Consider the following 15,831-nt stretch of genomic DNA (forward strand, 5'->3'; position numbering starts at 1 on the left):
AACGTCGGGCCGCCGGCCGCTACCCGCGCGACCTCGCGCGGCGCCGGCGGCGCCGTCCGCGCGCGTTCGCGGAGGTCATCGCGGAGGCGATGCCGTTTTGCAGGGTGTTGTGCGTGACGATGCCGCTCATGTCGACGCCGATCTCGACGAGCGTCCTGGCCACGTCGGGGCTCAGGCCCGTGATGATCACCTCCGAGCCGAGCAGGCGCACCGCCGTCGCGGCGCCGAGGAGCGCGTCGGCGCACGGGCCGTCGATCCGCGGCACCCCGGTGATGTCGAGGATCGCGACGTGCGCGCGGCGGGAGGCGACGCCGCGGACCAGCGTCTCCTGCACGCGGCGCGTCCGCTGGCTGTCGAGGGCGCCGACGAGCGGCATCACGACGATGTCGTCGCTGATCGGGATGAGCGGGGTCGACAGCGCCGCGAGGATCTCGTTCTGCGCCCGGAGGGCCTCTTCCCGGGAGCGACGCGCCTCGGTCTCCGTCTCGGCGCGCTTTCGCTCCGTGATGTCCCGCACGATGACCACCGCCTCCGCCCGATCGCTGCCGGCGATCCGGACCTCGTAGTCGCGCGCGCCGCCCGCCAGCTGCTCCTGGTACTCGAAGACGTGCGTCGCCTCGTCGGCGAGCGCTCGCGCCACGAGGCCGGTGATCTGCTCGGCGACGTGGGCGGGGAACACGTTGGCGACGTGCCTGTGCAGGAGATCCTCGGCGCGGAGCGACGGCCTCGGGTCCCGCGAGGCCTTGAAATCAAGGCAGATGCCGTCGCTGCTGATCCGGAGGATCGTGTCGGGGATGGCGTAGAGCAGCGCGCGGTTGTTCGCCTCGCTCCGGCGCAGGGCCGCCTCCACGCGCTTGCTGCCGATGAAGTGGCCGGCCTTGGCGGCGATGGCGAGCAGGACGTCGAGCAGCCCCGGATCGGGCGCGCGCGGCTCGGCGTCCATGAGCTCCAGCACGGCCGCGACCTGCGCGTCGGCGCGGACCGCGATGGGGAGCTCGACCGCGAAGCGGAGGCCGGCGCCGCGCGCCGCCTGCGCGCGCGGGTCGTCCGCCTCGGCGTCCAGGTCGCTGAACCAGGTCGGCTCCCCCTGGGCGAGCGCGCGGCCGGGCAGCCCGGCGTCGCGGGCGAACCGCGCGCCCCGGGTCGCCGCCTCGAGCGCGATCGAGTCGTCGGGCGCGGCGCTCCAGGTGTGCTCGCAGCGCAGCCCGTCGCTCTCGTCGTCGCCGAGCCACAGGGCGGCGAACCGGAAGCCGAGCATCTCCCCGAGCGCGCCGAGGAGCGCCGGGACGCCCTCGGAGAGCGTCGTCGACTCGACCATGATCCTGGTCACGGTGTACTGCGCCGACACCTTGTAATTGGCCTCGGCGAGGGCGCGGCGCTGGTTCCACTTCTCGGTGAGCGCGAAGGCCATCTGGCGGACCTCGCTCGGGTCGAACGGCTTGGCGAGGATGAGGAGGTTGTCGGTCTGCCCGAACCGGGCGGCGATCTCCTCCCACGAGTCACCCGAGTCCGCCGCGCAGAGGACCGCCTGGATGGCGCCGTCCTCCTTCCAGATGCGCGAGAGCGTCTCGACGCCGTCCCACCCCGGCATGCGCGCGTCCACGAACACGAGCGCGTACGGCGCGCCGCTCTGCAGCGCCTCGCGGACCTTCGCCAGCCCCTCCTCCCCGCGGGTCGCGGACGTGAGCTCGAACCTCACCGGCCGCCGGGCGGGCGGCTCGCGGAACAGCGTCGGCTGGAGGCTCGCGAAGGTCGAGCCCTCCGCCTCGGATCGGAGGATCCTGCGGAAATCCTCGTGGATCGCCGCGTCGTCGTCGATCAGCAAAATGCGCCGGTTTTGCTGCCAGCTGGGATCCCCCATCAACGAGTCCTTGGAGCGTGGGTCCGGGTCCTAGAGCGAGGCGCGTCTTCGTCGCACGAAGCTGCACCCCGCTCTATTCAACGGGAGGCGTGCCCTCGCCGTCTACGGGCGGAGGTGACGGCGGCCGTGTGGGGGACTCGTCCTCGGTGGAGGGCGGGGGCGGAGGCGGGGGCATCACAGGGGGCTCGTGCTCCTCGCCTTCCCTCGGGGCGGCCTCGGAGGCGCCGAGGGGCATGTTGACGCCGCCGGGCTTCCTCGTGGTCGTGGCCGGGCTCGCGCCCGGCGTGCCGCGGCCCCGCGCGGCGGGCGACTCGGCCGCGTGCGGGTCGAACCGGGGCCGCTTCAGCGGGCCGTGGACGTGCCAGCCGTAGAAGCCGTCCGCTCGCTTCGACCGCTTCATCTTGGGCTGCTGCATCTCGATCAGCCCGGGCACGCTCGACCCCGGCGCGCCGAGCAGCGATTTCGTTAGATCGCTCTTCGAACGGTACGCGTCGGTGAACTTGAAGCGCACGTAGAGATCCGCCGTCGAGTTGTTCCACGGCTCGCGCATGTTGACCTTGCCGTCGCCGTCGAGCTCGAGATCCTGGCCGTTCGCGGACATCTTCGTGACCTTGAGGACCCCTTCCTTCGCCTCCGCCGACAGGAGCAGCTCCCCCAGCTTGGCCTCCGGGAGCGCGATGAGCCCCTGGATCTTCGTCTTGCCGTCGCCGACCGAGACCTCCTTGGCCGAGACCTCGAGCGCGCCGTTCGCCTTGTTGAACTTGCCTTCGGGCGCGCTGAGATCGAGGTTCGCGCTCAGCGTGCCGGCGATCGGCAGGCCAAGGATGTCCCCGAGCGGACCCACCTTGGCGAGCTCCACGTCCGAGACCTCGACGTGGACGTCGCCGCCCGATCGGCCCATCGGGACCACGCCCTCGATCTCGCCGCCGAACACGCTGGCCCAGAACGAGACCCGCATCCGCCCGATCAGGAGGGGCAGGATCTTCACCCGCGCGTGCGCCTCGTCGATCTCGATGACGCTCGGCTTCGGCGCGCTGTCCTTGGCGGCGTCGCCCGAGGCGAAGGCCGCGGCGCCGCTCGGCCTGCTGCTCGTGCCGAGCTCGCCCGGCGGCAGGATGAGCCGCACGCCCTTCATCTCGACCCCCGTGAACCAGTACGAGTCGAGCTCGTCGATCTCGAGGCGCTGCGCCTGGCTCGGGCCCCGCTTCTGCTGCGTGCGGTCGAACTCGGCGATCAGCCGGTCCTTGAGCCGGTCGTAGGGGAACGTGAGGTAGCCGAAGAGCCCCAGACAGAAGAGGTAAAAGAGCGGGTAGGCCGCCCACCTCGCGATCTTGATGAGCCGCGCCTTCATGGCTCTTGCTCCTCTTCCTCGGCGGGGGGCGCGGACGGCGCGGGGGTCGCCGGCTGGGGCTCGCCCTTCCGGTCGAACGCGGAGATGCCGAGCTCGACCTCGTAGGAGTCCGGCTCCCCGGCGCGCGGCTTGAGGTTCAGCTTCGTCACCGCGACCGGGTGGCCCGAGCCCTCGATGTGCTCGAGCATCTTGGCGAGCCCGAGCATCCCGATCCTGTGCATCTTCACCACCGTGATCCGCTCGGTGTACTTCTTGCCGTGCGGGACGTCGGGGCGATCCTGCGACTCGGCGGCGGTGAGCTGCTGCTGCTTCGCCGCGTCCTCGATGAAGCCGGCGAGCGCGGGCGCCGGCCGCGAATAGCGCGCGAGCAGCGCGTCCTTCAGCGCCTTGCGCTCGCTGACCTTCCCCGATGCCTCGTAGATCGACTGGAGCAGGTCGCGGATCTCCTGGTTCTCGGCGCGCTTGCTGGACGCGACGCTCGCGAGCCCGATCGGCACGAGCAAGAGGACGATCACCGCCAGGAATCCGAGGAGGATGGTGAGGAGCCTGCGCTCGCGCGGCTCCAGCTTGTCGAGTCGCTCGCGGAGCGTCATCGCGATCCCTCCGGCTTCTCCGGCGCGCCGGCCGAGGCGCTCTCCGCCGCGTCAGCGGCGCCGGTCTTCTTCTTCTTCGTCTTGTCCTCGCACTTGAGATCCAGCTCGAGGACGTACTTGTGCTTGCCCTCCGTGAACTGGCTCGTCCGGCCGACCTTCACGTCGCGGAAGCAGCGGTGCTCCTTCATGTGATCCGCGATGATCTGCGCGTCCGACACCGACGGGACGACGCCCTGGAGGGTCACGTGGCCGCGGTTCACGTCGAGCTCGAGCACGTCGTGCGTGATCTCCTTCGGCACGGCCTTCGAGAGCTGCACCATGACGTCGAAGGCGTCGACGCGGGGCATCGGATCCTCGTCGGCCGCGCCGGGGCCCTGCTCGAGCAGCTCCCGGGCCTTCTGCGGGTCGCTCGTCTCCTCGCCGAGCACGTCGTGCGAGGCGGTCGCGAGCGAGGCGGCGAGCAGCTCCCGCTCCGCGTCGAGGGTCCGCAGCTCCGCGACGATGGAGAACCCGAAGCTCAGCGCGATGACGGTGCCGAGGCCGGCGAGGATCGGGATCTTCTCGCGCAGGAACGGGTAGCTGCGCTCGGCCTCGAGCGCGCCCTTCCGGAGGTTGAACCCCTTGGTCTTCGGCGTCAGCCCGAGCGCGAGCCCGAGCGCCTTGGCGAAGCGTGGCAGCGCCGCGGCCTGCTCGGGCGTGAGCCCCTCGATGCGAGGGGTCGGCAGCGGCAGGATCGTGAGGCCGAGCTGCGTCGCCAGGAACATCTCCGCGCCCTGGGCGGTGGCGCCGCCGCCGACCAGGTAGAGCCCCGCGAGCGGCTCGCCGCCGAGGTTGCGCCACGCCGCGAGCGTCTGGCGGAGCTCGCGCGCGAGCGCCGGCGCGGTGCCGGGGAGGCCGGCCGTCCCGCGCGACAGCGTCCGGGCGAAGACGGGCTCGCCGCCGGAGACGATCACGATCTCGGACGTGAGGTAGTCGAGGTCGAGCAGGGCGATCGGCGCGCTGGCGGGCGATGGCGCGGCGAGCTCCGGCATCACCGCCTCGAGGTTGGCGAGCGCCACCGCGCCCAGCGCGACCCGCTCCGGCTCGAAGCCGAGCGCCTCCTTCACGACGGCGATGCGCTCGCGCACGTCGTCCACGCGCGCGACGGCGGCGAAGACCGGCAGCGTCTCCACGCCGGGCGGCCGCTTCAGCAGACGGTGGTCGAAGACCGCGTCTTCCATCTCGAACGGCACCGTGGCCTCGAGCTCGAAGCCGAGGACGTTCTCGACCTCCTTCTGCGCGGCCGCCGGCAGGTCGAGGCGGCGGTAGAACGATTTCTCCCCGGAGAGCGCGATCGCCGCGGCGTCCGGGCGGTGGAGCCCCACGGCGGCGCGGATGGCCTCGGCCTCGGAGACGCCGTCCGTGACGGCCGCCTCGCCGAGGGCCTCGACGAAGACCCTCCTGTACGTGGTGCGGATGAGCGCCGCCCGTACCACGGATTTTCCAGCATCTATCCCGAGCAGCCTGTGCATTTGCGCGCTTCTTCCCGGAGGGGTGTCCTAGTCGATGCGATAGTAGATGATCGTCCCGGCAGGGTTCGATCGTACCTGCTGTTCGTACGTTTCCGGCGTCGGAGGGGTGCTGGGCTGAGCGGGGTCCTTGGTATCCTTGACCGGATCGTCGAGCTTCGTCGCCCCCGTGAGATCGACCACCGCATGGACGCGTACGCGCGTCTCACGCTTGTTCCCCGGGACGATGCCATCGGCGTAGATGCTCAGGAAGTTGGTCCTGTTGCCGAGGGACTTCGTGACGTTCGGCTTGAACTTCACCGCTTCCACGCCCATCGCCTTGAACTGCTGCCCGAGCATCCCCCCGAGCGAGCTGCCCGCCTTCTGGGTCATCGCATCGACATAATCTTTCGGGGTGGGGAAGAGCAGCCCCCCGGTCATGCTCTGCACGAGCGACGCCACGGTGAGGAACGCCGTCTGCTGGTTCACGTCGGTGCAGAGCGTCGTCGTCGCGATATCCACGAAATCGGCGGTGCACGTGAGCCTGAGCAGGGTCAGCGCGTTCGCCGACGAGACGTTCACCTTCTGCTTCCGGCTGCCCCAGACGGTCAGGACCCGCTTGTCCGGGTTGCTCGGATCCGGGTCGACGAACGTCGCCCAGAAGTCGTCGTTCATGCCCCGGATCAGCCGCAGCTCGTCGACCGAATCGAACGGGGCGTTCTTGCGCTGATAGGAGAGGCCGACCGTCTGGTAGAAGCTGTCCTCGGCGCCGGTGGAGCTCGGGGCGTTCGGCGTCGCGTCGCAGGCGAACGTCTGGTCGCCGGGGTCGGCCCAGTCGATGAGCGCGCTGCAGATGGTCGCGCGGTCCGAGAACTGGCCGTCGCCGTCGCGCTCCTCGAAGAGCGTGTTGTACTGCGCGTCGCTCATCAGGCTGAGCAGCTGGTTCCCGACCGCGATCTGATCGGAGATGCCGCCCACGTCGTCGGCGGCGCGGTTGACGTTGATCTTCGAGTCCTCGTCGACGATCTTGAGCTCGAAGCGGCCGCCGCCGGTGAGCCCCAGGTTCTTGCCCGTCGCGCTGCCCTCGCCCGCCGCCTCGGGGGGCGGCGCCGCGCTGCCCTCGGCCTCGGCGAGCTGCGCGTTGAAGGGGCCGAGGAACATGTCGGTGAATTTCCAGACCGGCACCTGGAACTTCCCCCTGATCCCGACGATCGCGAGCATCGGCCCGATCGCCGTGCTGACGCTCGGCTCGGAGGCGATGAGCATCCGCGACAGGTTCACGGCGCTCTTCGCGTAGTACTCGGCCCGCAGCGCGTCGCGATCGGCGAGCGCCGCGGAGAGCTCGGTCGATGTCTCCTCCTGGAGCTCGGTCAGGAACACGGTGAGCACCGTGATCGCGCCGAGCACCATGACCAGCGCCACGCCGCGCCGGTCGCGCCGCCTCCGGAGGCGGCGGCGCGCGCGCCCGGAAGCTGGCCTCTCTGCGGCGCGGTCCTCGGCGTGGGGGCTCCTCGGGCGGCTCATGGCTCAGTTGGCCCCGAAGGCGATGGGGACCTGCATCGGGAGTGGCACCTTCGACTCGAACTTGATCGGCTCCCCGCCAGGCCCGCCGTTCAGGACCAGCGTCACCCACACCTGCGAGGGGAGCCGGTCGAGCTGCGCCGCCGGCTGCGTCGAGTCCCACGAGTCGACCCACTCCCCGGTGATCGGGTCGAGGTACTGCAGATTGAAGCTCTCGATGTCCTCGGCGAGCACGTTGACGACTCCGCCCCTCGTCGGCTCGGTATCGATGGTCCTCGCCTCTCGCCGCACGAGATCGAGCCTGTCGCGCTCCGGGTCGCGCGCGCCGAAATAGCCGATCTCGCACTGATCGGACTCGTGCGCGTTCCGGAGGAGCCTCCGGTGCGCGAACGCGGTGAAATCGACGCGGTCCGCGGGCGACGAGTCGTCCCCCGCGAAGGCGGTGAGCCGCACGACGATGTTCTTGTCGGCCGGCTGGTGCCTGGACAGGAAGGCCGTCTGGAGCTCGCGCGAGATGCGGGCGATCGCCGCGCGGCCCTGGTGGTAGCGGTCGCCCATCCGCGCGATGCCCGAGCGCGCGCGGCTCATGCCGTCGAACGCGCCGTAGATGAGCGTCCCGATGAGCGCCAGGATGCCGACCGAGACGAGGACCTCGAGGAGGGTCACCGCGCGCGAGCGGCCGCGGCGCCTGCGAGGAGAGCTTGGCCTTCGCGTCGCCACGGTCAACTCCCTCCTCCCTGACCGCCCGCGCCCTCGTCGGGCTGGCCCATCTGGGGGATCGTGACCCACTGCACGAGCTCGAACGCGTGCTCCCGAGACCCTTGCTTCCAGGTCAGCTTGACCGTCACCCGCCGCGCGCTCGCCTCGAAGATGGGCTGGAGCGTCGGCGCGAGCATGTCGACGAACGGCTGCAGGAGCCCCGAGATCCCGCCGCCCGACTCGCCGCCCCCCGCGCCGCCGCCGACCAGCGATTGCGCGAGATCGTTGATGTCGCCGCTCGGGGCCGCGGTGCCGCTCGACTCGCCCGGCTTGCCGAGCGCCCCGAGCCCCTCGAGGTTGGTGTCGAGGTCCAGATCGCCGTACTTGGGCTCGGGCATCTCGGGCTTCTCGATGCGCCAGCTGCACTTGATGTTCGGCGACTCGTCGCCCTCGCAGCATGGCCCGCTGTCGGCCTCGTCGAGCGCCGGCAGGCCGTCCTTGGCGAGCCGCTCCTCGAGCTCGGTCATCTTGCAGCGCGCGAGCCCGTTCGCGAGGCTGAGGTTCCTCGCGTGCGCCGCGGCCGAGAAGGCGCCGGCCTGCGCGGAGAGGATCGCCGTCAGCCCGAGGCCGAGGATGGCGACCGCCACCATCACCTCGAGCAGGGTGAAGCCGCGGGCGCGCATCAGAGCCCCGTGTCCTCGCGCTCCGACGCCTCGGCGTCGTCGCGCGGCCTGGGCATGCTCGCCTTGCCCTTCCGGATGTCCGTCTTGCCGGTCAGCGGCGAGACGAGCACCGTCATCACCGCGTCCTCGGTCTCTCCGCCGCCCAGGCTGAGCTGGATCGCGGCGTGCTCGGTCTGGCCTCCGGGCCAGAAGTAGAGATACGCCCGCCCCTCTGTCACGGGCTCGTCCTGGTGTCCGGTCTCCACCTGGAGGAAGCGCACGCCGCTCGACAGCTCCTTGCCGGGCCTGTCCTTCTCGGGGTTGAAGCCGTACGCCTTCGCCGGCTCGAACGAGGGCCGCGGCGCGCGCGGCCCCTTCAGGATCGCCTCGGCCTCCGCCGTGGCCGCCTTCTCGGCCTCCGTCGCCGCGGCGGCGCCGCCGGCCCGGTCGTTCCGCTCGACGAGCAGATCCCCCGCGGACTCCTCGAGCACGATCATCCGCTCCTCGAAATCGAACACCAGCCGCACCGGCTTCGACTTCGCGTTCGCGTGGGCGTACGCGACCCGGACGGCGCCCGCGAGCAGCGCCGCGCTGCGCTTCAGCCGCGCGCTCGTGACAGCGCCCATGCCGAGCATGACCGAGCCGCTGATGAGCGCGATCACCGTGACGGTGATCAGCACCTCGACCAGCGTGAGTCCCCTCGTGCGACGGCGTGTCATGGGCGCTCCTGCTCCCGCGCGGCGCTACATCTCCGCGATCTTGTTGAGATCCGATTGCTTCATGTCGTCCCGGATGTCGTCCGGCGTGTTCTCTTTCCTGTCGTCGCCGGACGAGACGACATGGACGTCGTTGTTCTCGTCACACTTGATCTTGTAGGGCTGGCCCCAGGGATCGTCCGTCTTGTTGCCGTCGATCTGCTTCGCGCTGACCAGCGCCTGGATCGTCGGGCACCCCTCGCTGCCCGCCCCGAGCTGCTGGTACTGCTCGGCGGCGCTCTTGATGATCGTCGCCCCGGTATAGGCGCTCTTGACGCGCGACTGCTTGAGCTTCGGCCACACCACGAGCGTGGCGCCGCCGGCGATGATCGCCATGATCGTCACGACGATGAGCACCTCGACGAGGGTCACGCCCCGCGATAGCTTCCGGCTCAGCCGTCGAATCCTTCTTGCGCTGCTTGCTCTGTTCGTCTCCATCTCTCACTCCACCCTGTCAAGGCCGCCTATTTCGCCGTCCGGTCCGTCGCTCATGAGATCGTATCCGTCCGGATCCTTCCTTCCGGGACAGGTGAGCCGGAGCGGCCTGCCCCACGCGTCGACCGGGTCGATCGCGAGGTATCCCTCGCGCTTCAGCTCTTCCAGGGAACCCGGGCACCGCCGCTCGTGATCCGCGCGGTACAGGGTGATCGCCCCGTGGACGACGGACAACGTGGCGCGGGTCGATCGAATTCCCACGAGCCGCCGCTCGCGCGCGCCGAGGAGCAGCAGGAGGACCACCATCGCGAGGCCCGCGGCGAAGGGCCTCGCCCGCGCCATGCCGGTCCGCCGGAAGAGCCCGCCGCCGCGCTCCCAGGGGAAGAAGATCGTGCTCTCTCGCTGCCTGCGCCGCCCCATAGCCACCTACCCGACGAAGCTCGACATCTGGATGAGCGGCATGAGGATGGATATCGCGATGAACGCGACCGCGCCGCCCATGATGACGATCATGAGCGGCTCGAGCAGGCTCGTGAGCACCTGGACGCGGGTCTCCACGGCGGAGTCGTAGGCATTGGCGACGTTCTCCAGCATCGCCTCCAGCTGCCCGCTCCTCTCGCCGATGGCGATCATGTGGGTGACGATCGGCGGGAACCGGCCGCTCCGCTTCAGCGGATCGGCGATGCTCTGGCCCTCGCGGATCGACGCGATGGCGTCGACGATGACCTTCTCCAGGGCCGCGTTGCCCAGCACGCTCCGCACGATATCCATCGCGCTGAGGAGCGCGACGCCCGACGACAGCAGGGTCGCGAGGGTCCGCGCGAAGCGCGCGATGGACAGCATCTGGATGAGCTTGCCGAAGATGGGCGCCTGCAGCACGAACGTGTCCCACGCGAGGCGGCCCTTCGGCGTCCGCACCCAGCGGCGGAACCCGTACACCGCGCCCACGAGCGCGAGAAGGACGAGCCACCAGTAGCTCGAGGCGAACGCCGACGTGCCGATGAGCGCCGCCGTGTACCAGGGCAGCGCCTGGTCCATGGAGGCGAAGATGCCGGTCACGTTCGGCACGACCGCGACCATGAGGACCGAGATGAGCCCGATGCCGATGAGCGCCATCAGCGCGGGGTAGGCGAGGGCGGCGGTCACCTTGCCCACGAGCTTCGCCTGGTTCTCCATGAACAGGGTCAGGCGGGTCAGCACGCCCTCGAGCGTGCCGGACGCCTCGCCGGCGCGCACCATGCTCACGTAGAGCGGCGGGAAGACCGAGGGGTGCGCCTCGAGGGCCTTGGCGAAGCTCGTGCCTTCGCGCACCTGCTCGCGCACCTGCGTGAGCACCCGCTTCAGCGACTCCTTCTCGACCTGCTCGATGAGCGCGTTGAGCGACTCGAAGAGCGGTATGCCGGCGCCGATGAGCGTCGCGAGCTGGCGGGTCATCACGGCGACGTCCGACGTCGAGGGGCGGCCCGCGAAGGCGAAGATCTTGAGATCGCGCTTCGCCTTCGCCTTCGCGGCCTGCTCCTCGGTCGCGCCGGTGAGCATGATGCCGTCCTTGCGCAGGGCGGCACGGAGGGCCTTCGCGTTCTCCGCGTCGCGGACCCCTTTGACCGGCTTGCCGGTGCCGACGAGGATGCCTTTGTATTCGAATACCGCCACGGCCTTCCCTACTCGTCGACGATGACGTCTTCCTGCGTCGCCGCGAGCACCTCCTCGACGGTGGTGATGCCCTTGAGCACCTTGCGCGCCCCGTCATCCCGGAGCGTATCCATCCCCTGGGAGATGGCGACCCGCTTGATGGTCTGCGCGTCCGCGCTCTTCAGGATGTGCGGACCCACGGCGTCATCGACGACCATCAGCTCATAGATGCCCCGCCGGCCGATGAAGCCCTTCTGGTTGCAGGCGTCGCAGCCCCCGGGCTTGTAGAACACGGCCCGGTCGATGTCCTGACCGATGTAATCGTATTTCTGTCCGTGCACGCTGTAGCGGTTCGAGAGCTTCCGCCGCGCCTTCCAGGCGAGCCGGTCCTCGTCGAGGCCGAGCTGCTGCAGCTCGTAATCGGAGGGGCGGTAGGCGACCTTGCACGCCGGGCAGAGCAGGCGCACGAGGCGCTGGGCGAGGATGCCGATCACGCTGCTCCGCACGAGGAACGGCTCGATCTCCATCTCGACGAGGCGGGTCACGGCGGCGGCCGCGTCGTTCGTGTGGAGGGTCGAGAGCACCAGGTGGCCGGTCAGCGACGCGTGGATGGCGATCTCGGCGGTCTCCTTGTCGCGGATCTCGCCGACCATGATGACGTCCGGATCCTGGCGGAGGAACGCGCGGAGCGCCGAGGCGAAGGTGAGCCCGATCCCGGGGTGGACGTGGATCTGGTGGATGCCGCCGATCTCGTACTCGACCGGGTCCTCGGCCGTGAGGATGTTCCGGCTGGGCTCGTTGATCCGGTTGAGGCAGGCGTAGAGCGTGGTCGTCTTGCCGCTGCCGGTCGGGCCGGTGACGAGGATGATGCCGTCCGGCCGCTGGATGAGCGCGTCCATGACGGCGTACTCGCGCGGCGCGAAGCCGAGGTCGTCGAGCCCGAGCAGGACCGACGCCTTGTGCAGGATGCGCATCACGATCCGCTCGAAGCCGCGGCTCGTCGGCACGGTCGAGACGCGGATGTCGACGCTCTTGCCCGCGATCTTCAGCGTGATGCGGCCGTCCTGCGGGAGCCGCTTCTCGGCGATGTTGAGCGCCGCCATGATCTTCACGCGGGCGATGATCGGCGCCATGAACTGCTTCGAGGCGCGCTTCGCGACGTAGAGCTCGCCGTCGATCCGGTAGCGGACGACGACGTCGCGCTCCTCGGGCTCGATGTGGATGTCGCTCGCCCGCTCGCGGACCGCCTGCGCGAAGAGGCCGTTGACCCAGGCGATGATCGGGGCGTCGTCGTCCGAGTCGATGATGTCGACGAGGTTGTCCTCCTCGAGCGCCGTGTCGCCCTCGAGCTTCGCGCCGCCGTCCTCCTTGCGCTCCCAGATGCGGTTGATCGCGTTCAGCACCGCGTCGCTCGTGGCGACCGCGATCTCGACCGGCTTGCCGAACAGCGCCCGCACGTCGTCGATCGCCGTCGTGTCGAGGGGGTCGGCGACGGCGCAGTAGACGACCCCGTCGTGCTCGGCGAGCGGCAGGATCTTGTGCTGCTTGGCGTAGGTGATCGGCACCCGGCTCGCGAGCTCGAGCGGCACCGCGTCGATGTCGATGCGCGGGAGGAGGCCGACCTCGCACTCCTCCGCGAGCGCCTTGGCGATGCTCGCCTCGTCGGCGATGTTGGACGAGACGATGAGCTCCGCGAGCTGCTGACCGCGCTCGCGGACGGTGTCGTAGAGCGGCACGAGCCGCTCCGCGGGGACGACGCCCCGCCGGACCAGGATCTCGCCGAGGTACTGCTGCTGCTGCAGGCTCATTCCACGCGCTCCATCTGCCGTCCGCCGCCCGGCGGCCGCCGCGTGGGCCGCGGCGGCGGGGCGCCGTTCGGGGGCGGCGGCAGCTGGGCCGGCTCGCCCTCCATGTCGACCGCGCCGGGCTGCATATGCGCGGCGCCGGTGGCCTTGCCGCCGAACGTCGGCAGGCCGACCGGATCCACCGGCACGTGCTCGCGCGGCCCCTTCGGGCGCGCCTCCTCCTCGAGGCGCGCCCGCTCCTCCTCGGCCAGCATCGACTGGCGGATGTCCTCGAGGAGCCCGTTCGCGCGGCCGAAGTCGCGCGGCGGCTCCCACGCGGCGCTCTCGCTGAAGACGAAGTAACGGTCGATGAACTCCTGCCGCTCCTGCATCTTGCGCTCGAAGATGGTCCGGAGATCGTCCTGGTCGCGGATCACGTAGGGCGTCAGCACGAGGAGGAGGTTCGTCTTCGTCTTGGTCTTGACCCGCTGCCGGAAGAGGAACCCGAGCACCGGGATGTCGCCCAGCACGGGGATCTTCGTCTCCGAGGTGGTCATGCCGTCGCGCATGAGGCCGCCGATCACGACCGTCTGCTGGTCCCGGACGACGAGCGTGGTGCTCGCGGTGCGCTTGTTGATGGGGATCGCGCCGAGCGCGCCCTCGAGGGGGGCGCCGGCGTCGGAGATCTCCTCGGAGAGCTCCAGCCGAACCTGATCCGAGTCGTTGACGTGGGGGACGACCTTGATCTTCGTGCCGACGTCCTGGCGCGCGGCGGTGCCGCCGGCGCCGCCGAGGCCGCCGAGCAGGCCGGCGAGCCCGCCGAGCCCGCCCGCCGCGGCGCCTGCGCCGCCCGCCAGGCTCGCGAGCTGGTTGAGCCCGCCGCCGCCCACGTTGGTCTGGAGCGGGATGTTCTGGCCGATCGAGATCTCGGCCGCCACGTTGTCGGTCGCGAGGATGTGCGGCGTGGCGAGGACGTTGGAGTCGCCGTCCTGGGCCAGCGCGTGGAGGACGACGCCGAACGCGGGGATCGAGATGCCCGTCCCGAGGATGTTGTTCGAGCCCGTGATCGCGGGGCCCTTGATGCCCAGCGCGAGCGCGCCGAGCTGCGCCGGCAGGCCGATGACGGACTGGCGGATGTTGTTGCCGCCGTAGACGACGCTGTCGTTCGGGTCGAGGCCGTCGAACGGCGCGCCGGCGTGGTAGCCGATGCCGAAATCGAGCGAGCGGCTGACGTTCACGTCCATGATCACGGCCTCGATGAACACCTGCCGCCGGGGCTCGTCGAGCTGGTCGATCACGGTGCGCAGCTGGGCGTAATCGTGGGGTGACGACGTGATGAGGAGCTTGTTGCTCGCCTCGTCGCAGGTGACCTTGACCTGCCCCTCGAAGATGTCGTCGGTCGAGCCCGGCACCGCGGGGGCGGCGCGCGCGCCCGGCCTGCCGCCCACGGGCGCGCCGCCGCCGCTCCCGCCGCCGAGGACCTGGTTCAGCGTCGCCGACAGCTCCTTGCAGCCGGCGTGCTGGAGCGAGAGCACGTGGACCTGCCCCTCGCCCGTCTGCGCCACGTCGAGGCGCTTCAGGATGCCGAGGACGCGCAGGTAGTCCGGCTCGGTGGCGGTGATGATGAGGGAGTTGGTCCTGTCGTCCGCGATGATGCGGGCGCCGGTGCCGCCGGCGCCGCCCCTGCCGGGCCTGCCGCCGCCCGCCGCGCCCCTGCTCGGGTCGACGATCTCGTTCAGCTTGGTCGCGACCTCCGCCGCGGAGCCGTAATGAACGGGCTGCACCCAGAGCTGATCGCCGGCGCCGCCGACGTCGATCTCCTCGACGATCCGGAGCATGCGCTGGATGTTGGACCCGGTGTCCGTGATGATGAGCAGGTTGCCGGGCGGGTAGACGGTGACGTCGCCGTCCTTCGATTTGAACTTGCTCAGGACGCCGCCCGCGTCGTTGGCGTCGATATGGGACAGCCGGTACATGCGGGTGACGAACCGGTCCTCCGCGGGCACGGGCGCGGCGGCCCCGAACACGGGGGTCGTCTCGGACACCGCGCCCGGCGTCTCCACGATCTTGAGGAAGCGGCCGTGGGGGATGACGGTGAGATCGTTCGAGGCGAGGATCGAGAGGAACGCGCTGTACGCCTCGGCGACGGTCACCTTCTCCGGCGCGTACACCGTGGCCTTGATCTGCCGGAGCTTGCCACCGTAGATGAAGCGGCGCCCGGTGATGTTGCTGATGGCCTTCACGAGCTCGGGGAGGTCGGCCTCGTCGAGGTTGAAGCTGACCTTGTAGCCGCCGGGCTTCGGCTTGAACTCGATCTCCTGGACCCCCTGCTTGACCGCGGCGAGCGGGTCGTCCCCGGCGTCGGCCGGGGCGCCAGGCGCGCCTGGCGCGGGCGCGGCTGCGCCCGGCGCGCCAGCAGGCGGAGCGCCTGCGGCCGGGGCGCCCGGCGCGCCCGGCGCGGGGCGGGCGGGCGGCGGCGGGACCTGGCCGGGGGTCCGCAGCACGGGGACGCCGCGGTTCGCGGGCTGCGCTGCGGCGGGCGGCGCCGCGGCGGCGAGCACGAGCGCCGCCACCGGCGCGGCGAGGAGCCTCCTCCGGAGGCAGCAGGATCGCTCGAGGGTCGTCATCACCATCAGTCGACTCGATATTCTCTGCGTGGGTTGGTAGGGGGAGGCGGCGCCGCTCAGTCGGCGTTCGGCGCGTTCGGCGCGTTCGGCGCGTTCGGCGCGTTCGGCGCGTTCGGCGCGTTCGGCGCGCTTTCGCGCGCGGCCGGCGAGGAGGGCCGCGGCCGCTTCGAGCGGGAGGTCTTGCCCAGGGCGGTCTTGCTCGCGCCGGCGGAGGCCTCGCTGTCGGCCTCCTCCGTCGCGTCCGTCGCGGACTCTTTGTCGTGGGGCGGCAGGACGGCCTTGGCGACCGACACGAGGACGAGGCTCATGACCCCGACGAACGTGAGCGAGCCGAGGACGAACGTGCCGATCACCATCAGCGTCCGCCGGAGCAGGCTCCCCTCGTCCAGCGTCCCTATCCATCGCGCCATGCCGCTACCCTGCT

The 15,831-nt window shown here is 70.7% G+C and carries 14 protein-coding genes; all 14 read right to left on the reverse strand.

Going from position 1 to position 15,831, the window contains the following annotated elements; genetic code table 11:
* Positions 1-19: 19 nt before the first annotated feature.
* The 14 genes from WMF39_RS49530 to WMF39_RS49595 all read right to left on the reverse strand — a co-directional run bounded on the left by WMF39_RS49530 (position 20) and on the right by WMF39_RS49595 (position 15,817).
* Positions 20-1,861: an STAS domain-containing protein gene (locus WMF39_RS49530; RefSeq protein WP_437743405.1), complete on the reverse strand. Its 1,842-nt coding sequence runs from the start codon at positions 1,859-1,861 to the stop codon at positions 20-22.
* A gap of 73 nt (positions 1,862-1,934) precedes the next feature.
* Entirely contained in the window at positions 1,935-3,212 is a 1,278-nt protein-coding gene (gspN, locus tag WMF39_RS49535; RefSeq protein ID WP_437743406.1) for a type II secretion system protein GspN, read from the reverse strand.
* Entirely contained in the window at positions 3,209-3,805 is a 597-nt protein-coding gene (locus WMF39_RS49540; RefSeq protein ID WP_437743407.1) for a hypothetical protein, read from the reverse strand. Before WMF39_RS49540 ends, gspN begins: the two co-directional genes overlap by 4 nt.
* Positions 3,802-5,316 (reverse strand): type IV pilus biogenesis protein PilM, encoded by a 1,515-nt coding sequence (gene pilM / locus WMF39_RS49545; protein ID WP_437743408.1) that lies wholly within the window; start codon positions 5,314-5,316, stop codon positions 3,802-3,804. Before pilM ends, WMF39_RS49540 begins: the two co-directional genes overlap by 4 nt.
* Before the next feature lie 27 nt (positions 5,317-5,343).
* Entirely contained in the window at positions 5,344-6,816 is a 1,473-nt protein-coding gene (locus tag WMF39_RS49550) for a general secretion pathway protein GspK (protein WP_437743409.1), read from the reverse strand.
* Positions 6,817-6,819: 3 nt separating this feature from the next.
* The gene (locus tag WMF39_RS49555; RefSeq protein WP_437743410.1) at positions 6,820-7,533 is read right to left on the reverse strand and encodes a type II secretion system protein GspJ; all 714 of its coding nucleotides are present in this window, start codon (positions 7,531-7,533) and stop codon (positions 6,820-6,822) included.
* 2 nt (positions 7,534-7,535) lie between these two features.
* The gene (locus WMF39_RS49560) at positions 7,536-8,195 is read right to left on the reverse strand and encodes a type IV pilus modification PilV family protein (RefSeq protein ID WP_437743411.1); all 660 of its coding nucleotides are present in this window, start codon (positions 8,193-8,195) and stop codon (positions 7,536-7,538) included.
* On the reverse strand, positions 8,195-8,893 hold the full coding sequence (locus WMF39_RS49565; protein ID WP_437743412.1) for a pilus assembly FimT family protein: 699 nt from the start codon (positions 8,891-8,893) through the stop codon (positions 8,195-8,197). Before WMF39_RS49565 ends, WMF39_RS49560 begins: the two co-directional genes overlap by 1 nt.
* A gap of 24 nt (positions 8,894-8,917) precedes the next feature.
* Positions 8,918-9,367 (reverse strand): type II secretion system protein, encoded by a 450-nt coding sequence (locus tag WMF39_RS49570; protein WP_437743413.1) that lies wholly within the window; start codon positions 9,365-9,367, stop codon positions 8,918-8,920.
* A gap of 3 nt (positions 9,368-9,370) precedes the next feature.
* The gene (locus tag WMF39_RS49575; RefSeq protein WP_437326756.1) at positions 9,371-9,784 is read right to left on the reverse strand and encodes a type II secretion system protein GspG; all 414 of its coding nucleotides are present in this window, start codon (positions 9,782-9,784) and stop codon (positions 9,371-9,373) included.
* Positions 9,785-9,790: 6 nt separating this feature from the next.
* Entirely contained in the window at positions 9,791-11,017 is a 1,227-nt protein-coding gene (gspF, locus tag WMF39_RS49580) for a type II secretion system inner membrane protein GspF (protein ID WP_437743414.1), read from the reverse strand.
* A gap of 8 nt (positions 11,018-11,025) precedes the next feature.
* Positions 11,026-12,804, reverse strand: coding sequence for a type II secretion system ATPase GspE (gene gspE / locus WMF39_RS49585; RefSeq protein WP_437743415.1), 1,779 nt, complete (start codon positions 12,802-12,804; stop codon positions 11,026-11,028).
* Entirely contained in the window at positions 12,801-15,413 is a 2,613-nt protein-coding gene (gspD, locus tag WMF39_RS49590) for a type II secretion system secretin GspD (protein WP_437743416.1), read from the reverse strand. Before gspD ends, gspE begins: the two co-directional genes overlap by 4 nt.
* A gap of 50 nt (positions 15,414-15,463) precedes the next feature.
* The gene (locus tag WMF39_RS49595; RefSeq protein WP_437743417.1) at positions 15,464-15,817 is read right to left on the reverse strand and encodes a hypothetical protein; all 354 of its coding nucleotides are present in this window, start codon (positions 15,815-15,817) and stop codon (positions 15,464-15,466) included.
* Positions 15,818-15,831 lie beyond the last annotated feature (14 nt).

It is taken from the genome of Sorangium sp. So ce1504, from assembly GCF_051521635.1.
Classification (GTDB): Bacteria; Myxococcota_A; Polyangia; order Polyangiales; family Polyangiaceae; genus Sorangium; species Sorangium cellulosum_B.